Below are 18,259 nucleotides of genomic sequence, written 5' to 3'. Positions count from 1 at the left end.
GACCTCTTAGTCAAGTCTCGGAAACGGATCGGATGGAAGTGCGGTGATCGCGATGGCCGGCAACACGTCGGCCTCGATCAGTACAGCTGCCTTGGCGAGATCGCCCGCCATGTAGCGGTCGGCACCGAGTGCGGGCACTTGTTCACGAAGCGCGGCAATGACGGCAACGAGCGGCGCGCTGGTCGCATGCGGCGCGCGCAGCGTGATGCCTTGTGCGGCGACCAGAAGCTCGATGCCGAGTATGGCAGCGAGATTGTCGGCCATGTCGGACAGGCGCCGCGCGGCATGCGCGGCCATCGAGACGTGATCTTCCTGGTTCGCGCTGGTCGGGGTCGAATCGATCGAGCAGGCGAGCGCGCGCTGCTTGTTCTCGGCATAGAGCGCGGCCGCCGTGACCTCGGCGATCATGAAGCCGGAATTGAGGCCGGGGTCGGGCGTCAGGAACGGCGGCAAGCCGAAGTTGAGCGCGGGGTCGACCAGCGTCGCGATGCGCCGCTCGCTGATCGCGCCGATCTCCGATAGCGCGAGCGCAATCGCGTCGGCGGCAAAGGCCACCGGCTCGGCGTGGAAATTGCCGCCGGAGACGATCTCGCCCGTCTCGACCAGCACCAGCGGATTGTCGGTGACGGCGTTGGCCTCGATGATCAGCGTGCGCGCCGCCTGCGTGATCAGGTCGAGCGCCGCGCCCGCGACCTGCGGTTGGCAACGCAGGCAATAAGGGTCCTGCACGCGCTCGTCGCCTTCGAGATGCGACAGGCGGATGTCGCTGCCGTCGAGCAGCGCCGTCAACGTCGCGCCCGCCGCGATCTGCCCGGCATGACCGCGTAGCGCCTGGATTTCAGGGCGGAACGGTGCCGTCGAGGCCATCGCGGCATCCACCGACAATGCGCCGGTCACGAGCGCTGCGCGGGCCAGGCGAAACGCACGCAGCACGCCGGAGATCGCGTAGGCCGTCGACAATTGCGTGCCGTTGATCAGCGCGAGGCCTTCCTTGGGCCCGAGCGTCAGCGGCGCAAGGCCGGCGGCCTTTAGTGCCTCAACGCCGGATACAGTTTTCCCGTCAATGATGGCCTGCCCTTCGCCGATCATCACTGCCGTCATATGCGCAAGCGGTGCAAGATCGCCGGAGGCGCCCACGGAGCCTTGCTGCGGCACCAGCGGATAGACACCCCGCGCCAGCATTGCCTGCAGTTGCTCGATCACCTCGCTGCGCACGCCGGAGGCGCCGCGGCCGAGCGAGACGATCTTCAGCGCCATCATCAGCCGCACGATCGATTCGGGTGTCGCCGGGCCGACGCCGCAGCAGTGCGAGACGATCAGGTTGCGCTGGAGCAGCGCGGTCTGGTCCGGCGGAATGCGCTTCGACGCAAGCTTCCCGAAGCCGGTGTTGATGCCATAGACCGGGACATCCGCGCGCGCGGCTCTTGCGACGATCTCCGCCGCGGCTTCGACGCGCGGCCAGAATGAGGGATCGAGCACGACGGGCGCACCATCGAGCACGCAGGCGAGATCATCGAGACTGACCGTCCCCGGTCTGACGACGATCGCTGTGTCCTGCTCCGTCACTGCCCCCTCCATATCCGCTCGTGCAGCGGATTGAAGCCGATGCGGTAGACCAGCTCGGCCGGCCGCTCGATGTCCCAGATCGCGAGGTCGCACCATTTGCCGGCCTCCAACGTGCCGGTCTCATCCAGCACATCAAGCGCCCGCGCCCCCTCGCGCGTCACGCCGGCAAGGCATTCGGTCACTGTCATCCGGAACAGGGTCGCCCCCATGTTCATCACGAGCAGCAGCGAGGTCAGCGGCGAGCTGCCCGGATTGCAGTCGGTCGCCAGCGCCATGTGGACGCCAAGCCTGCGAAACGTCTCGACCGGCGGCTTTTGCGTCTCGCGGATGAAGTAGAAGGCGCCGGGCAGCAGCACCGCCACCGTTCCGGCCTTCGCCATCGCGGCAGCGCCGGCTTCGTCGGTGTGCTCGAGATGATCGGCCGAGAGCGCCGAGAATTTCGCGGCAAGCGCGGCACCGCCGAGATTCGAGAGCTGGTCGGCATGGAGCTTGACTGGAAGTCCAAGCCCCCTCGCCGTCTCGAACACCCGCGCGGTCTGCTCGGCGGAGAACGCGATGCCCTCCATGAAGGCATCGACGGCATCGGCAAGGCCTGCCTTAGCGACCGCGGGCAGCATCTCCTTGCACACGAGATCGATGTAACGATCCTTGTTGCCCTCCGCCTCCGGCGGCAGGGCATGCGCGCCAAGGAAGGAGGTGCGGATCGCAACCGGCCGCTGGCCACCGAGGCTGCGCGCAGCGGCAAGCTGACGCATCTCGGTTTCGGTATCGAGGCCGTAGCCGGACTTGATCTCGACCGTGGTTGCGCCCTCGGCGATCAATGCATCGAGCCGCGGCAGCGCGCCTGCGACGAGCTCGGCCTCGCTCGCCTTCCGCGTCGCAGCCACCGTCGAGACGATGCCGCCGCCGGCGCGCGCGATCTCCTCGTAGCTCGCCCCCTTCAGGCGCAGCTCGAACTCGTGCGCGCGGTTGCCCCCATAGACCAGATGGGTATGGCAATCGACGAGGCCGGGCGTGATCCAGCGTCCCTCGCAATCGATCCTCTCGGCCGCATCGGCATCCGACGGAAAATCGGTCTGCGCATCCGCATAGACGATACGGCCGCCGCGCGTGGCGATTACGCCTCGCGCGATCTCGCCAAGGTCAGGACAGTCAGCCCGCATCGTGGCGAGCCGGGCATTATGCCAGATCCGGTCGAAGCGCTCTACCATGCAACGGCCCCTTCGTGGGATGCTTGACTTATATGTCTAGACATATAATCGTGGGGCGGTTCTGTCCAGCCGGCGTGTAATCATGACCCGACTGCATTTCGCTTCCGCGCTCCTGCCCTCGGGCTGGGCCAATGACGTGCAGGTGGTCGTCACCTCCGGCGCGATTGCGGCGGTGACGCCGAATGTGGCGCCGGCAGCCGGCGACGAGCGCCACGCAATCGCGCTTCCGGGATTGGCGAGCCTGCACAGCCACGCGTTCCAGCGCGGCATGGCGGGCCTCGCCGAGTTGCGCGGCGACAGCACCGATACCTTCTGGACCTGGCGCGAGACGATGTATCGCTTCGCGCTGGCGATGACGCCGGACGACGTCGTGGCGGTCGCAACGCTGCTCTATGTCGAGATGCTGGAGCACGGTTTTACCCGCGTCGGCGAATTCCACTACCTCCATCATGATCGCGACGGCTCGCCCTACGCTGATCTCGGCGAGATGGCCGCGCGCATCGCACAGGCTGCCGAAGCGTCAGGCATTGGCCTGACACTGCTGCCAAGCTTTTATGCGCATGGCTCCTTCGGCGGCGCAGCGCCGCATGCCGGCCAGCGCCGCTTCATCTGCTCGGTCGATCAGTTCGCCGCTCTGATGGCCGCATCACGCAAGGCCATCGCAACGTTGCCGGGCGCCAATATCGGCATCGCGCCGCACAGCTTGCGCGCGGTGACGCCGGACGAACTCGCCGCGATCATTCCGCTGGCCGATGGCGCGCCGGTGCACATTCATGGCGCCGAACAGGTGAAGGAAGTCGAGGATTGCCTGGCCTGGTCGAGCCGGCGACCGGTGCAATGGCTGCTGGAGCACGCGCCCGTCGATCAACGCTGGTGCCTCATCCACGCCACCCATACGACCGATGAGGAAGTCACCGCATTCGCCAAGACCGGCGCGGTCGCCGGTCTCTGCCCCATCACCGAAGCAAGCCTCGGCGACGGCATCTTTCCGGCGCGCGAATTCCTCGCCGCCGGCGGCGCATTCGGTGTAGGCACCGATTCCAACGTGCTGATCGGCGTCGCCGACGAGTTGCGCCAGCTCGAATACGGTCAGCGTCTCAAGCATCGTCAGCGTAACGTACTCTCCAGCGGTGCGGGGCGCTCGACCGGACGCACGCTGTTCGATCATGCGCTCGCGGGCGGCGCGCAGGCGATGGCACAGACGACCGTCGGCCTCGCGCCGGGTGCGCGCGCTGACATCGTCACGCTCGACACGGCACATCCGTCGATGGCGGGACGCGCACGCGACGCCATCATCGACGGCTGGATCTTTGCCGCCGGCGGCGGCGCGATCGATTGCGTTTGGGCCGGCGGCGCCAAGGTCGTCGAGAATGGCCGGCACAAGCTGCGCCAAGCCGCACGCGAGCGCTTCAACGCCTCCATCCGGAGGCTCGTCGCATGAGCCTCGCGACCGATGCGACCGACAAGCCCACGCTCTACAAGCGAATCCGCGCCGATATCGAAAAGCGCATTTTGACCGGCGAATGGCCGCCCGGGCATCGCATCCCCTTCGAGCACGAGCTGGTCGCGCGTTACGGCTGCTCGCGCATGACGGTGAACAAGGCGCTGTCGGAGCTGGCGCAAGCCGATCTGATCGAGCGGCGGCGGCGCGCCGGCTCCTTCGTGCGCCGGCCGCAGCACCAATCCGCCGTGCTCAAGATCGCCGACATCCGCGCCGAAATCATCTCGCTCGGCCGCGCTTACGGCTACGAGCTGATCGGCCGCAAGCTGCGCACGGCGACCGCCGCTGACCGCGACCGCCTCGGCGTCAAGAAGGCCGGCAAGGTGGTCGCGATCGCCTGCCGGCACAGCGCCGACAACGTGCCATTCGCCGTCGAGGACAGGCTGATCGATCTGTCATCCGTGCCGAATGCTGCGACCGCGGATTTCTCGCGCGAGCCGCCCGGCTCGTGGCTGCTTCACCATGTGCCATGGACGGAGGCCGAGCATACCATCAGCGCCATCGTTGCGGATGATCGCGCGGCGAAGGCGCTCGACATCGCAATCGGCGCGCCCTGCCTCGTGATCGACCGCTATACCTGGCGCAGCGCGCGCACGATCACCGCGGTGCGCCTGCTTTATCCCGGTGACTCTCACCGCCTTGTCGCCCGATTCAAGGGAGGCTGAGAGAATGATGTCGGCACAATTCGTGCAATGCTTCGGGCAACGGTCCAAATGGGACCGACAAGGATCAACAGGACGTCAATCCATCGATCGGCAAGAGGACGACAATCATGCGTAGTTCGAAAGTATTTGTGACAATCATTGCCCTCGCGACCGCCACTCCGGTGCTCGCCGACGACGTCAAGGTCGGCATCGGCATCTCCGGATGGACCGGCTTCGCGCCGCTGACGCTGGCGAAGGAGACCGGCATCTTCAAGAAGAACGGCCTCGACGTCACCATCAAGAAGATCCCGCAGAAGGACCGTCACCTCGCGATTGCCTCCGGCGACGTCCAGTGCGCGGCAACCACCGTCGAGACCTGGATCTCCTGGAACGCCAACGGCGTTGCGACCAAGCAGATCTTCCAGCTCGACAAGAGCTACGGCGCCGACGGCATGGCCGTGCGCAACGACCTCGCTTCGATCAAGGATCTGAAGGGCAAGACCGTCGCGGCCTCCGCGCCCGGCACCTCGCCCTATTTCGCGCTGGCCTGGATGCTCAAGAAGAACGGTCTGTCGGTGAAGGACGTCACCGTCGTCAACCTCGAGCCGGCTGCGGCTGCGCAGGCCTTCGTCTCCGGCCAGAACGATGCCGCGATGACGTATGAACCGTATCTTTCGACGGTTCGCGCCGCGCCCGACAAAGGCAAGATCATCGCGACCACGCTCGACTACCCGATGGTCATGGACACGTTCGGCTGCACGCCGAAGTTCCTCACCGAGAACCCGAAGGCCGCCAAGGCGCTCGCCGACAGCTATTTCGAGGCGCTCGACATGATCGCCAAGGATCAGGCAAAGGCCTACGAGATCATGGGCGCCGACGTGAAGCAGTCCGGCGAGCAGTTCGGCAACTCGGCGAAATATCTGCGTTGGCAGGACAAGGCGGCGAACCAGAAGTTCTTCGCCGGCGATTTCCTGACCTTCAACAAGGAGGCCGCCGAGCTCCTACTCGAGATCGGCATCATCAAGACCGCGCCGAAGGTCGAGGACCTCTTCGACGCGAGCTTCATCAAGTAACTTCTGCAAGCTGCCGGTTCCGCCAGGAGGCGGAGCCGGCACATGATCGACTATTCGGATAGACAGTTTGATGCGTCCCCTGGATCCCGTGACATCGAAGCAACGCATGGCGTACGGCCTTGCATTCTTCGTGCTGTTCGTTGCCCTCTGGTCCTGGGCGACGCTCGGCGGCCATGTGTCGAAGACGTTCCTCGCGAACCCGCTGACCATGGTGCAGGAAGGTTATGATCTGCTAGCCAAGCAGGGCTTCGTGTACGACATCGGCATGACGGTCTGGCGCGTCGTCGGCGGCTTTGCACTCGCGGCAATCATCGCTGTGCCGCTCGGCGTGCTGATGGGGGCCTACAAGCCGGTCGAAGCGTTCCTGGAGCCGTTCGTCTCATTCGCGCGCTATCTGCCTGCGTCCGCCTTCATTCCGCTGCTGATCCTCTGGGCCGGCATCGGGGAATTGCAGAAGCTGCTGGTCATCTTCATCGGCTCGGTGTTCCAGGTCATCCTGATGGTCGCCGTGACGGTCGGAGCGACGCGGCGTGATCTGGTGGAGGCGGCCTATACACTCGGAGCCAGCGACCGCGGCATCATCCGCCGCGTGCTGCTGCCTTCCTCCGCCCCCGAAATCGCGGAGATCCTGCGGCTGGTGCTCGGCTGGGCCTGGACCTATGTCATCGTCGCCGAGCTGATCGGTTCGTCCTCGGGCATCGGCCACATGATCACCGACAGCCAAGCGCTGCTCAACACCGGCCAGATCATCTTCGGCATCATCGTGATCGGACTGATCGGCCTCCTCTCGGACTTCATGTTCAAGGCGTTCAACGCCTGGCTGTTTCCGTGGAGGCTCGCATGACGATCCTCAAGATCGAGCAGGTCTCGCGTACCTTTCCCGCGCGCCACGGCAATGCGCCGACCAGGGCGCTGGAGCCGACCGATCTCGTCATCGGCAACAACGACTTCGTCACCATCCTCGGCCCGTCCGGCTGCGGCAAGTCCACGCTGCTCCGCATCGTCGCTGGCCTCGATCGCCCGACCAGCGGGCGTGTCACGCTCGACGGGCGTGAGGTGACCGGCCCGGGCGCCGATCGCGGCATGGTGTTCCAGTCCTACACGCTGTTCCCCTGGCTGACCGTACGCGAGAACATCGCCTTCGGCCTGCGCGAGCGCGGCGTGTCGCAAGACGAGCGGAACAGGATCGCCGACGCTTTCATCCGCCAGGTCGGATTATCCGGCTTCGAGAACCACTGGCCCAAGCAGCTCTCCGGCGGCATGCAGCAGCGCACGGCGATCGCCCGCGCGCTCGCCAACGATCCGAAAATCCTGCTGCTCGACGAGCCCTTCGGAGCGCTGGATAACCAGACCCGCGCCTTGATGCAGGAGATGCTGCTCGGGATCTGGGAGCGTGACCAGAAGACCGTGCTGTTCGTGACCCACGACATCGAGGAGGCGATCTTCCTCGGCAGCCGCGTCATCGTCATGAGCGCGCGCCCCGGCCGCATCAAGGCCGAGATCCATGTGGACCTGCCGCATCCGCGTTCCTACAAGATCAAGACCACGCCGGAATTCGTCCAGCTCAAGGAGCGGCTGGTCGAGGAGATCCGCACCGAGGCGCTGAAAGTTGCCGAACATGCCTGACACCCAGCCCCGCGCCGACGGGAAGCGCGTCCTCGCCGACCTCAATGCGCTGCGCGCAATCGGCGCCTATAAGACCGGCGTGCACAAGCCGACCTTCTCCGAGCCGCACAGGCTTTCGCTGGACTGGCTGGTGCGAAAGCTGCCTGACGCCGGCCTCTCCGCCACGATCGACGGCATTGGCAATGTCTTCGGTACCAGCGCAAAGCCGGTACCGAAGCTGCTGGCGGGATCGCATCTGGAAAGCCAGAATTACGCCGGCTGGCTCGACGGTCCGCTCGGCGTCGTCTATGCGCTCGAAGCCGCACGCGTGCTCAATGCCGATCCCTCGTTCAAGGGCGCGGTCGAGCTCGCCGCCTGGTGCGACGAGGAAGGACATTTTGGGCATTTCCTCGGCTCGCGCTCCTATGTCGGCCAGGTGACCGAGGCCGACGTCGATGCTGCCCGCGACCGCACCAGCGGCCGCACCATGCGCGATGCACTCGCCGAGATGGGGCTCTCGGGCCGCCCACGCATCACCGCCCCGCCAGGCCGGCACGTCGGATATCTGGAGGCGCATATCGAACAGGGCGACACGCTCGAAAGCGGCCGCCTCGCGATCGGCGTCGTGACCTCCATCGTCGGCATCTGGCAATACCGGATCAACTTCGTCGGCGAGCAGAATCACGCCGGCACCACCCGCATGGCCGTGCGAAAGGATGCCGGCCTGGCGCTGGCCAAATTCTGTGTCGCGATCGACGAACGTTTCCCTGATGCCTGCGGCCCGCGCACGGTGTGGACCACCGGTCGCATCACGCTCGATCCCGGCGCTCCGAGCATCATTCCGGGTGGAGCAGAAATGCTGTTCCAGATCCGCGACGACGACCCGGCGGTCATCGCGCGGCTCGAGCAGTTGCTGCGGACCATGGCGGACGAGGTCAACGCGAAGGGGCCCTGCACCGTCGCCGTGGAGAAACTGCGCACCGGGGCGCCGGCCATGATGAATGCTGGCTTTCAGGATGCCATCGAAGCCGCGAGCAGGGCCCTAGCTAGTGGACGGTCGATCCGCATGCCCAGCGGCGCTGGGCACGATGCGCAGATGCTGGCAACGATCATGCCCGCGGCGATGCTGTTCGTGCCATCGATCGGCGGCATCAGCCACCACTGGACCGAGAACACCGCCGATGCCGACATCGTCACCGGCGCGCAGGTGTTCGTCGACGCCTCCCGCCGCATTCTCGGCGGCTGAGCATACGGGTCGTCGCTGCCCGATCGATCGAGCATCGATCGTGGCGGGATCGGGCAAATCGTGCCCGCTTTGGGAAAGACTCATGACCCGAAGCGTGCCTAGAAGCGGGGCTCGCATGCGAGAGGTCCGCCTTGTCAGAGAGCCCGAACGGCGTCGCAACACCCGCCTCCATCGTCGGCGCCCTGAACGCCGTCGCCGGCAATCCGCCGAAAGTGCGCGCGAGCTTCGCCAAGGGCTGGTGTGTTCGCGGCACCTACACCCCGTCGGACCGCGCGGGGGACGTCACGAGATCGCAGAGCTTCACGAGACCGTCGCGCGTGCTGGCACGCTTCTCGGTGGGCGGCGGCAATCCTAACGTCGCTGATACCGACAACCACGTGCTGCGCGGCTTCAGCTTCAGACTGGGCGACGGGGATCATCGATCCGACATCCTCACGGAAAGCGCTCCCGTGCATTTTGCAAGGACGCCCGACCAGATGCTGGCCTTCCTCGAGGCGCGCATCCCCGGGTCGGACGGCAGGCCAGACGAGGCGAAGGTCGCAGCTTTCTCGGCGGCTAATCCCGAAACGCTCAATCAGGCGAACTACGTCGCCGCGCGCCGGCTGCCCGGGAGTTTTGCCGGCACGACCTATTGGGGCGTGCACGCCTTTCCGGCGACCAGCGCGCGAGGCGAGACGCGCTTTATCAAGTTCAAGGTCGCCCCGGTCGGCGACGACATCACGCTGACCGAGCAGGAAGCCGAGACGAAGCCGGCCGACTTCCTGCACGACGACCTGAACACACGAATCGCTACCGGCGATGTCCGCTTCAACGTGATGGCGCTGCTCGACCGTCCCGGCGACCCCGTCATGGACGTGACGATACGCTGGCCGGACGAGGACAGCCGCGAAGAAGTGCGCCTGGGTACGATCGTGATCACGGGGTTCGAGCCGAACCGGGCTTGCGACGCCTCCATCTTCAATCCGGCCAACCTCGCCGATGGCATCGGTCATCCGCCGGACGAGATCTTTGCGGCGCGGCGCACCGCCTACGCCATTTCACTGGCGAAACGCCGTTGAGGGCACTGGCGCCCCAGATCAGCGGGGTCACGTCCCGGCGCGCAAGACGCCGAGCGCCTCGCGGCGCCACACCGCCGGGCTGACGCCGGCAATCGAGGAAAACACGCGCGTGAAGTGACTCTGGTTGGCGAACCCGGCCGAGATCGCGATCTCCGTCAGCGGCAGGTCGCGAACGGTCATCAACTGCTTGGCGGCCTTCACCCGCTGATGAAGCAGCCATTGGTGCGGTGGCAGGCCGACGGAAATTCGAAATGCGCGGGAGAAATGGCTGACCGAGAGGTCGAGCTCGGTCGCGATCTTTTGCAGCGAGAGCTTGCCGCCGAGGTCGGATTCCAGCCTCTCGCAGGCACGTTTCGCCTGCCACGGAGCGAGCCCGCCGCGGGTGGGTCCGGCCCTGCGCTGGAGCCCACCATAAGTCTGGGCGACATGGGCAGTCAGCCCGAGCATCATGTGGTCGATGAAAAGCTGGTTGGCCTCGTCCGGCCTGCGCAGGCCTTGCTGCAGCGACGCGCCGATGTGGCGGATGATTCCGTCGTCATGGCCGACGCCGATCTGACAGTCGAGTTCGTCGATCCGCGACGCATTGCACTGCTCGGAGATGCTATCGAGTGCCGATCGCGGAATGTAGAAAAACAGCGAGTGGAACGGCTTGTCGATCACATAGCGCGGATCGCGCTTGAGATCGTAGAGATAGGTCGTACCGGCGTGGACGTCCGCCTTCATGATACACTTGCCACGCTCCCAGAGCTCGCAATCCGGGTAGTCGTGAAGCTTCAGGCTTACGAGAAAGGCGTCTTCGGCGGTCAGCGAACCTGACAGACCGGGCACCGGGTGATCATTCCGGGTTTCGGTGACCGCCAGCTCGGCGCTGCGCAGCGAGCGCGTGACCAGGGCGGGCGGCGCCTCCTTCAGACGCAGGAACTGCCCGAGCCTCTGTCCATAGGCGCCTGCCTGCGTCATCGGATTTGCCTTTCTGTGGAAGCCGAGTGCAGGCCACAGTGTCCTGCAATTTCAGGCTCACATTATCCAACATCCGGAAGCGACTGTCCACGTGCGCGCACGAGGCGAGCTTCACACGTTTTCACAAACGCACGATCAAATGGCGAACGTGCGTCACGCGACACGAGAATTGCGGTGCCGGCGCCGCATCGCTAGAACGACGTGCCGCCGCCGAACCTGAACTCCTGGACGATGTCGTATTTGCCCTTGGTGATCGGCACGGCATAGTCGAAGCGCAGCGGCCCGAATGGCGAGGCCCAGATCAGGCCGACGCCGACCGACGATCGCACCACATTGCCGTCATCATATTGCAGCCCGCAGGTCGGACAGGCCGCCGTGTTGACTTCGCCGGTGGCCGTCCATGACGTTGGCCCCTGATAGCCCCAGAGTGAGCCGGCATCGGCGTAGATCGCGCCCTTCAGGCCGACCTCCTTGGGCAGGAACCAGAACGGCATCTGCAACTCCATCGACGCGCCCCAGTATTTCGTGCCGCCGAGCGCATCGCCGCTCGCGCCCAGGCTCCAGTAAGTGATGTCGCGCGGACCGATGCCGTTCGAAGCGAATCCGCGCACGAGGTTCGGTCCCATCTGGAAATGGTCGAGCATGCGCAAATCCTGGTCGCCGATCTTGCTGAGGATACCGCCCTGAAGGTGGATCACGCTGACGATTTCGGACACGAGCGGCGCGTAATACTTCGTGTCAATCGCAGTCTTCAGATAAGTCACATCGCCGCCGACTCCGGCGAAATCCTGCCGGAAGTCGATCAGCAAGCCGTCGGTGGGGTTCTTGGTGTTGTCGAGCGTATTGTAGTTCAAGGTGTAGCCGAGCGCCGACGTCCAGGTCGCGCCGTTCGCCAGCTCTTTCCGGACCGGCAAGCTCGATTCGCCGTCGCCGTAGCAGCCGTATCCATAAACGCCGGAGTCCGTGGAATTGGTCGGGTCGACGCCGCCCAGAACATTCTTGATGTAGGCCGGCGTCGGGTTGAAGGCCAGTGACGTGTTCGATGCGCTGTTGTTACAATTATTGTACGCGCTGGAGAGCGTGATGCTCTGCTGATAGAGCGAGTAGCGGAGCTGGAGTGAGAGGTCCTCGCGCAACGCAAAGCCCAGGCGCGGAGAGAAGCCCAGCGTCGTCACGCCGTAGCTCGTATAGCTGTTCGACAATTGCTGGCGCCAATAGGTGTCGAATCCGAGCGCCAGCCTATAGTCGAGCAGGTAGGGCTCGACAAAGGATAGAGATATGCCACGCGAGTACTGGCCATAGCTGACGGACGCCTTGGCGTAGAGTCCCTTGCCGAGCAGGTTGCGCTCGGAGACCGAGACCTCGGCCAGTGCGCCATCCGTCGTGGAGTAGCCGCCCGAGATCGAGAAATCGCCGGTCGATTTCTCTTCCATGTCGACGATCAGGATCACGCGGTCACTCGACGAGCCGGGCTCGGTGACGATCTTGACGCTCTTGAAGTAATCCAGGTTCTTCAGCCGCCGCTCGGCGCGGTCGACCAGGGCGCGGTTGTAGGCATCTCCTTCCGAGAGGTCGAATTCGCGGCGGATCACGTAGTCGCGCGTGCGGGTGTTGCCGCGCAGGTTGATGCGCTCGATATAGGTGCGCGGTCCCTCGTCGATGTTGAACACGACCGAGACGGTGTGGGTCTCGAAATTGCGGTCGCCGCCGGGACGGACCACGGCGAAGGCGTAACCGCGGCGCGAGGCCTCGATCTGCATCTCCTCGGTCGACTTCTCGACCGATTCGACGTTGTAGAGCGAGCCGACATTGACGCGCGAATAGGTGCGCAGCGAGCCTGCATCGAAATCGAGAATGCTGGAGCGGAAATTCACCGCTCCGACCCGATATTGCTGGCCTTCCTCGATCTTGAAGGTGACGAGAAAGCCCTTCTTCTCCGGATCGTATTCGGTGAGCGCGGCCACGACCTGGACGTCGGCGAAACCATTCTTGAGATAGAAACGACGGATCAGGTCGCGGTCGGCTTCGACGCGATCGGGGTCGTAGATGTCGTTGTTGCCGAGGAAGCTGAGCAGATTGCTCTCATGCGTCTTGATGACATCGCGCAGGCGTGAGGCCGAGAAGGCGCTGTTGCCGATGAACTCGACCGATTTGACCGAAGTCTTGACGCCCTCCTCGACCGTGAAGATCAAGTCGACGCGATTGTTCGGCTGCTCGATGATTTCAGGCGTGACGCGCACGTCGTAACGGCCGGACCGGCGATAGATCTCGGCGATGCGCAGCGTGTCGGATTGCACCAGCGCCCGCGAGAAGGTGCCGCGCGGCTTGGACTGGATCTCGGCCGAGAGTTGCTCGTCCTTGATCTTCTTGTTGCCCTCGAAGGCAACACGACCGATCACGGCGTTTTCGACCACCGACACCACGATGCGGCCGCCGGCCCGGTTGATCTTCACGTCCTGAAACAGGCCGGTCCCGATCAGCGCCTTGAGGCCCTCGTCGACCGCCGATTGATCGAAACGCCCCCCGGGCCCCGGCCTGAAGTAGGAGCGGACCGTCTCGGCCTCCACGCGACGATTGCCTTCGACGACGATCGTCTCCACCGCCTGCGCGGCCGCCGGCCGCGGCAACAGCGCAAGCGGCAGTGAGCTTGCAATCGACACGCCACTTACCGCCGCAACGACCAGCCAGGCCCGCAAAAACGACATTCCACACCTCAACAGTACCTCGCCTGCTCTGAAACGAGACGGCTGTGGCCGCGGTGTGGCTTTGAGATTGCTGTAGTGTTTCCGGTCGTTGAATTTGATTGGTTGATCAGTGGCGTGAACGTGGAGGCCACGACAAGCGCGCGGGCTGTCAATGGCAACCGACCGGCGTCGAAGCTGCCGCGCAGGCGGCTTGCCCTTGCTGACGTTCAGCAACATCGCGCAACGCCCGGATTCTTTACAGGCCCTTAAGCCGGTGCGAGAGGCGGCGACATCAGGAACCCGCAAGGATGTTTGCCGATGAACACGATTGCCATGACCAGAGCGGTGCTGGTCGCCCTTCTCGCTTCGACCTTCACCGCATATGCCGCCACCACCGGCAAGCGCGACCAATCGCGAACGGCACAAAATGCCGTTTATGAGTATGGCCCGCACGGTCCCAATCGTTCCTACCAGTCCGGTCCGCATACGCGGCTCTATGTCAGCAAGCGGTCCTGGCTGGATGGCGGGACCGAGGTGCTCCCCGGCGAGCGCAAGTTCAGCGACTATGCCTTGCCGCCGGGCGCCTCGTTCGCGCGCGAGAACAACAACCGGCCGCTCGACCGCCAGCCGTTGAGTCCTGATTCGGATTTGGGTGGATTTGCGCAGAGAATACCGATTTCGTGGTGATGGGACGCTCTCGTGTCCGTCCGGTGTACGAGCGCGCAGCGTGGCGCTCGCTCTCTCAACATCGTCATTGCGAGCGCAGCGACTTGTCCGCCGAAGCCTTGGCGTAGGCGGAAGCAATCCAGAATCTCTCCGCGGAAAGACTCTGGATTGCTTCGTCGCAAGGGCTCCTCGCAATGACGGAACAAGGGGCGCCGCCGTCGTCCTCCAATTCACGCCGGTCGAGCCGGGCGATGACAGCGAGTGTGTGGTTAGCGCTCGCCCCAATCTCGTCATTGCGAGCGCAGCGAAGCAATCCAGCATCCCTCCGCGGCAAGATTCTGGATTGCTTCGTCGCAAGGGCTCCTCGCAATGACGGAGCAAGGGGCAACGGCGTCGTTCTCCAATTCACATCTGCGTTGCAGACACGGCTTCGCATCCTCGCGGCGCATTTCGCCCGAGCTTTGCTCTCTCCATCGCCCCCAAAGAAAGAGGGTGCAGGGAAGGCCGGGTGCCGGCTGGCACCCACGGTCCGCTGTGCGAAGGCACACGCAGAAAAACTGCACAGCGGCATACAGGTGAAGCCGAACACACGGCCTTCCCTGCGCAGTGGTCGGACGGCTTATGCCGCGCTCTCCCGGGAGCCGAGTTCCTTCTGGCCTCCCTCACCCCAGCGAAAGTCGCCGGCACCGCGCCGGTTGACACGAATGCCGCATCCGCCAGGGCTTGACCGTAGCAACGACGGCCAGGACCACACGGTTTTGCCGTACGCGCGGTTCGCTATTCGCAGCAGTTTTTCCAACCCCTGTCGACGGAGCCGGAAACTTGCTGGCGAGACGAACCTGACAGCGCCGTTCGTCCGCACGAAGCCTTGGGCTCACGGAGAGCAATCCGCCCTGCCCTTAGCTTTCGCGCCCGACACTGCCGCGTCCACCGCTCCCCGGCTCTGCGATCATCACGACACATGATCGCCCCTCAAGGGTAAGCCAGGATGGGCAACACATACGATAAATCCGAATTTCGGTAAAGCATAATCTTTTTGCAGGCGCGGCTTGACACCGATGCGTGTCGGAATAGCGCGGTGTTTTGCCCGACGGGCAGTCTCGCCCGGCGCCGAGATGTCGGGCAACATCTGTTCATATCCAGCAACATTCCGCCTGTCGAAAGGCCACGATCCCCCGGCTAGTGGCCCTGTCTCGTCCTTCCCCTCGGAAGGTCGCCGGAGCCCTTTCCCGGGGTCAGGCCAATGGATTTCAGCCGATTTGATGCCGTCACACTTGTTCTTCGTCGTTCCCATGCCATCCGCAAAGGAGAACCATCATTCGACGCCCCGCCTGCTGCACGCAGCTCGTTCGCACGCCGGATCGATTTGCGTCGCGCTGATGATGATCGGCTCACTGACGGGCTGCGCGGTGGGGCCGGATTATGCCGGTCCGCCCAGGCTGGACCTGCCTTCGCATTGGAGCAAATCCCTCTCCCGACGGCAGACCAGCCATCTCGATCGTTGGTGGCTGCGCCTGCGCGACCCGCTGCTCAACCGGCTTATCGAGCAAGCCGTCGAGGCCAACCCCGATGTCGCGAAGGCAAAAGCGGTCGTGCGCGAGGCGCGCGCCACGTTGCAGCAGACCACCGCAGGCCTGCTTCCCTCCGTGAGCGGAACGGCCTCGGTGACGGACAACAAGACCAGTGCGGGATCCAGCTCTGTCCTCGTCGACAGCGCGCCCTACGCGCTGCACCAGGCGAGCTTCGATTCGAGCTGGGAGCTCGATCTGTTCGGAGGCACGCAACGGAGCATCGAGGCGGCGCTGCGCTCCGAGCAATCCGCCGTCGAGGATCTGCGCGACAGCCTCGTCACGCTGATCGGCGACGTTGCCGCCTATTATGTCGACGCGCGCGGCTATCAGGCCCGGATCGCATTGGCGCAGCGCACCTCGGTCTCGCAGCGCGACACCGAAAAACTCACCCGCAGCAAATATGAGGCCGGCAGCGGCAACGCCGTCGATCTCGCCAAAGCCACTGCGCAAGCCGCCAGCACCGAAGCCAACGTTCCAACCTATCAGGCCGCGCTCGCGTCCGACATCCACCGGCTCGGAATCCTGCTCGGACGGCCGCCCGATGGTGTCGCCTCGCTGCTGGCGCAGTCCGCACCCGTGCCTGCGCCGCGGATGCCGCTGCCGACGGGCATACCCGCCGATCTCTTGACCTGCCGTCCCGACGTTGCAAGCGCCGAGCGCAAGCTGGCGCAGGCGACCGCCAAGATCGGGCAAGCCGAAGCCGACCGCTACCCGGCGGTGTCGCTGACCGGCTCGGTCGGCACGTCGGCGCTGCGGGCCGGCGATCTCGCCAAATATTCCAGCGTGAGCTGGTCGGTCGGCCCCTCGGTCACCGTGCCGGTGTTCGACGCCGGCAAGCGACAGGCGGCGGTCAGGATCGCCGAAGCGCAACGCGACCAGGCCTTCGCCACCTTCCATTCGACCCTGCTCACCGCGCTCGAGGATGTCGAGAACGCGCTGGTTTCGCTGTCGCGCGAACGGATACGCGCCACCAAGCTGTCCGAAGCAGCCAAGAACTATCGCGAGGCTGCGCGCCTGTCGCGATCGCTGTTCGAGACCGGCAGCGCCAGCTTCATCGACGTGCTGGACGCCGAGCGTTCGCTCTATTCAGCCGAAGATTCACTGATCCAGAGCAAGGTGTCGGCGGCCAAGGACTACATCGCGCTGGCAAAGGCGCTTGGCGGCGGCTGGGCCGATCCGATCGATGTATCGGCGCCGATCATCGTCGACGCGGGCACGGGACCTCACCGGCGGGAGACGGTCAAGTGACTGCCATCATCACCGCCAGGCGGCTGAAGATCACTGCCGCGCTCATTGCCGCCGTGGTCACCGGCGTCGTCGCGGCGACGCGCTTTCCGGGCACATCGAACAAGGCGCAATCCTACATCACCGCGCCCGTCACCGTCAGCGATTTGCGCGAGGAGGTGCTCGCGAGCGGCACGCTGAAGCCGGCGCGACTGACCGCCGTCGGCGCGCAAGTGTCGGGCCGGATCACCGCGCTCAACGTGCGCGTCGGCGACAGCGTCAAGGCCGGGGACGTCATCGCCCAGATCGATCCCGTCACCAAGCAGAACGATTTGCGGAGCTCGGAGGCGTCGCTGAAGAACTACCGTGCACAGAAGGTCGAGAAGGAGGCCGCGCTCGTGCTGGCCGAGGCCAACCTGGCACGCCAGCAGGCGACATTGGCGCAGCGTGCGACGTCGCGCAGCGATTTCGACAGCGCGGATTCGACCGTGCGCCAGACCCGGGCCCAGATCGCGGCCCTGGAGGCGCTGATCGTGGGTGCCGAGGCCAGCGTCGAGACGGCGCGGGTGAACCTCGAATACACCCGCATCACCGCACCGATCGACGGCACCGTGCTCGCCACCGTGGTGCAGGAGGGACAGACCGTCAACGCGGTGCAGTCAGCGCCGACCATCGTCGTGCTCGGCCAGCTCGAGACGATGACCGTGCGGGCGGAGATCTCAGAGGCCGACATCGTCAAGGTCAGGCCCGGGCAATCGCTCTACTTCACCATTCTCGGCGACCAGGACCATCGCTACGAGGCCCGGCTGGAGCAGATCGAGCCGGCGCCCGAATCGATCAAGAGCGACGCCAGCTTCTCTTCGACCACCACCAGTTCGACCTCGAGCACGAGTTCGTCGAGCTCGACCAGCACGGCGATCTACTACATCGGTGTCTTCAACGTCCCGAACAAGGACCTTGCGCTACGAACCTACATGACCGCCGAGGTGCATATCGTCACCGGCGAGGCCAAACGCGTGAAGGTCATCCCCGCGCTTGCGTTGACACGCAAATCCGACGGCCGCAGCACCGTCCGCACCCTCGACGCGTCGGGTGACGTTCGCGAGCGCGAGGTCAAGACCGGCCTCAACGACCGCACCACGGTCGAGATCAGGTCCGGTCTCGACGAGGGCGAACGGGTCGTCACCGGAGAAGCGAACGAGCAGACCGCATCGCACGGCATGCCGGGCGGCCCGCCGGGAGGTCCGTGA

The 18,259-nt window shown here is 64.9% G+C and carries 14 protein-coding genes; 10 read left to right on the top strand and 4 right to left on the bottom strand.

Annotated elements, in window-relative coordinates:
* Nucleotides 1-6: 6 nt before the first annotated feature.
* Complete coding sequence (gene hutH, locus AAE027_RS10660) at nucleotides 7-1,566, bottom strand: histidine ammonia-lyase (protein ID WP_370987729.1); 1,560 nt, start codon at nucleotides 1,564-1,566, stop codon at nucleotides 7-9.
* A complete protein-coding gene (hutI, locus tag AAE027_RS10655; RefSeq protein ID WP_370987728.1) occupies nucleotides 1,563-2,777 on the bottom strand; it encodes an imidazolonepropionase in 1,215 nt (404 codons plus the stop codon). Before hutI ends, hutH begins: the two co-directional genes overlap by 4 nt.
* Nucleotides 2,778-2,859: 82 nt before the next feature.
* Between hutI and AAE027_RS10650 the strand changes: the two genes are divergently transcribed.
* The 7 genes from AAE027_RS10650 to AAE027_RS10620 all read left to right on the top strand — a co-directional run bounded on the left by AAE027_RS10650 (nucleotide 2,860) and on the right by AAE027_RS10620 (nucleotide 9,904).
* Complete coding sequence (locus tag AAE027_RS10650) at nucleotides 2,860-4,218, top strand: formimidoylglutamate deiminase (RefSeq protein WP_370987727.1); 1,359 nt, start codon at nucleotides 2,860-2,862, stop codon at nucleotides 4,216-4,218.
* Nucleotides 4,215-4,943, top strand: a complete 729-nt coding sequence (gene hutC / locus AAE027_RS10645) for a histidine utilization repressor (RefSeq protein WP_370987726.1) — start codon at nucleotides 4,215-4,217, stop codon at nucleotides 4,941-4,943. The genes AAE027_RS10650 and hutC overlap by 4 nt, the downstream gene beginning before the upstream one ends.
* 107 nt (nucleotides 4,944-5,050) lie before the next feature.
* The gene (locus AAE027_RS10640) at nucleotides 5,051-5,995 is read left to right on the top strand and encodes an ABC transporter substrate-binding protein (RefSeq protein ID WP_370987725.1); all 945 of its coding nucleotides are present in this window, start codon (nucleotides 5,051-5,053) and stop codon (nucleotides 5,993-5,995) included.
* 70 nt (nucleotides 5,996-6,065) lie between these two features.
* A complete protein-coding gene (locus AAE027_RS10635) occupies nucleotides 6,066-6,839 on the top strand; it encodes an ABC transporter permease (protein WP_091896321.1) in 774 nt (257 codons plus the stop codon).
* The gene (locus AAE027_RS10630; protein ID WP_164939435.1) at nucleotides 6,836-7,621 is read left to right on the top strand and encodes an ABC transporter ATP-binding protein; all 786 of its coding nucleotides are present in this window, start codon (nucleotides 6,836-6,838) and stop codon (nucleotides 7,619-7,621) included. Before AAE027_RS10635 ends, AAE027_RS10630 begins: the two co-directional genes overlap by 4 nt.
* On the top strand, nucleotides 7,614-8,846 hold the full coding sequence (locus tag AAE027_RS10625; RefSeq protein WP_370987724.1) for a Zn-dependent hydrolase: 1,233 nt from the start codon (nucleotides 7,614-7,616) through the stop codon (nucleotides 8,844-8,846). Before AAE027_RS10630 ends, AAE027_RS10625 begins: the two co-directional genes overlap by 8 nt.
* A 131-nt stretch (nucleotides 8,847-8,977) precedes the next feature.
* Complete coding sequence (locus AAE027_RS10620; RefSeq protein ID WP_370987722.1) at nucleotides 8,978-9,904, top strand: catalase family peroxidase; 927 nt, start codon at nucleotides 8,978-8,980, stop codon at nucleotides 9,902-9,904.
* Between the two features lie 27 nt (nucleotides 9,905-9,931).
* On the opposite strand, the gene AAE027_RS10615 is transcribed toward AAE027_RS10620, so the two are convergent.
* The gene (locus AAE027_RS10615) at nucleotides 9,932-10,864 is read right to left on the bottom strand and encodes a helix-turn-helix domain-containing protein (RefSeq protein ID WP_370987721.1); all 933 of its coding nucleotides are present in this window, start codon (nucleotides 10,862-10,864) and stop codon (nucleotides 9,932-9,934) included.
* A 191-nt stretch (nucleotides 10,865-11,055) separates the two neighbouring features.
* Nucleotides 11,056-13,569 (bottom strand): outer membrane protein assembly factor BamA, encoded by a 2,514-nt coding sequence (gene bamA, locus AAE027_RS10610; RefSeq protein WP_370987720.1) that lies wholly within the window; start codon nucleotides 13,567-13,569, stop codon nucleotides 11,056-11,058.
* Between the two features lie 297 nt (nucleotides 13,570-13,866).
* Here bamA and AAE027_RS10605 point away from each other — a divergent pair, with 297 nt between their 5' ends.
* The 3 genes from AAE027_RS10605 to AAE027_RS10595 all read left to right on the top strand — a co-directional run bounded on the left by AAE027_RS10605 (nucleotide 13,867) and on the right by AAE027_RS10595 (nucleotide 18,259).
* Complete coding sequence (locus AAE027_RS10605; protein ID WP_370987719.1) at nucleotides 13,867-14,235, top strand: hypothetical protein; 369 nt, start codon at nucleotides 13,867-13,869, stop codon at nucleotides 14,233-14,235.
* A 1,271-nt stretch (nucleotides 14,236-15,506) separates the two neighbouring features.
* Entirely contained in the window at nucleotides 15,507-17,033 is a 1,527-nt protein-coding gene (locus AAE027_RS10600) for an efflux transporter outer membrane subunit (protein WP_479714215.1), read from the top strand.
* Complete coding sequence (locus AAE027_RS10595; protein ID WP_370987717.1) at nucleotides 17,030-18,259, top strand: efflux RND transporter periplasmic adaptor subunit; 1,230 nt, start codon at nucleotides 17,030-17,032, stop codon at nucleotides 18,257-18,259. Before AAE027_RS10600 ends, AAE027_RS10595 begins: the two co-directional genes overlap by 4 nt.

The sequence above is a fragment of the Bradyrhizobium sp. DN3 genome (assembly GCF_041357655.1).
Classification (GTDB): domain Bacteria; phylum Pseudomonadota; class Alphaproteobacteria; order Rhizobiales; family Xanthobacteraceae; genus Bradyrhizobium.
Note: the sequence above shows the minus strand (reverse complement) of the source record. Positions and strands in the feature narration are given on the sequence as shown.

What these genes read in the sequence shown, in the direction of transcription:
- hutI (WP_370987728.1), bottom strand. Translation starts at nt 2,777, where the DNA reads ATGGTAGAGCGCTTCGACCGGATCTGGCATAATGCCCGGCTCGCCACG.
- AAE027_RS10650 (WP_370987727.1), top strand. Translation starts at nt 2,860, where the DNA reads ATGACCCGACTGCATTTCGCTTCCGCGCTCCTGCCCTCGGGCTGGGCC.
- hutC (WP_370987726.1), top strand. Translation starts at nt 4,215, where the DNA reads ATGAGCCTCGCGACCGATGCGACCGACAAGCCCACGCTCTACAAGCGA.
- AAE027_RS10640 (WP_370987725.1), top strand. Translation starts at nt 5,051, where the DNA reads ATGCGTAGTTCGAAAGTATTTGTGACAATCATTGCCCTCGCGACCGCC.
- AAE027_RS10635 (WP_091896321.1), top strand. Translation starts at nt 6,066, where the DNA reads ATGCGTCCCCTGGATCCCGTGACATCGAAGCAACGCATGGCGTACGGC.
- AAE027_RS10630 (WP_164939435.1), top strand. Translation starts at nt 6,836, where the DNA reads ATGACGATCCTCAAGATCGAGCAGGTCTCGCGTACCTTTCCCGCGCGC.
- AAE027_RS10625 (WP_370987724.1), top strand. Translation starts at nt 7,614, where the DNA reads ATGCCTGACACCCAGCCCCGCGCCGACGGGAAGCGCGTCCTCGCCGAC.
- AAE027_RS10615 (WP_370987721.1), bottom strand. Translation starts at nt 10,864, where the DNA reads ATGACGCAGGCAGGCGCCTATGGACAGAGGCTCGGGCAGTTCCTGCGT.
- bamA (WP_370987720.1), bottom strand. Translation starts at nt 13,569, where the DNA reads ATGTCGTTTTTGCGGGCCTGGCTGGTCGTTGCGGCGGTAAGTGGCGTG.
- AAE027_RS10605 (WP_370987719.1), top strand. Translation starts at nt 13,867, where the DNA reads ATGAACACGATTGCCATGACCAGAGCGGTGCTGGTCGCCCTTCTCGCT.
- AAE027_RS10600 (WP_479714215.1), top strand. Translation starts at nt 15,507, where the DNA reads ATGCCATCCGCAAAGGAGAACCATCATTCGACGCCCCGCCTGCTGCAC.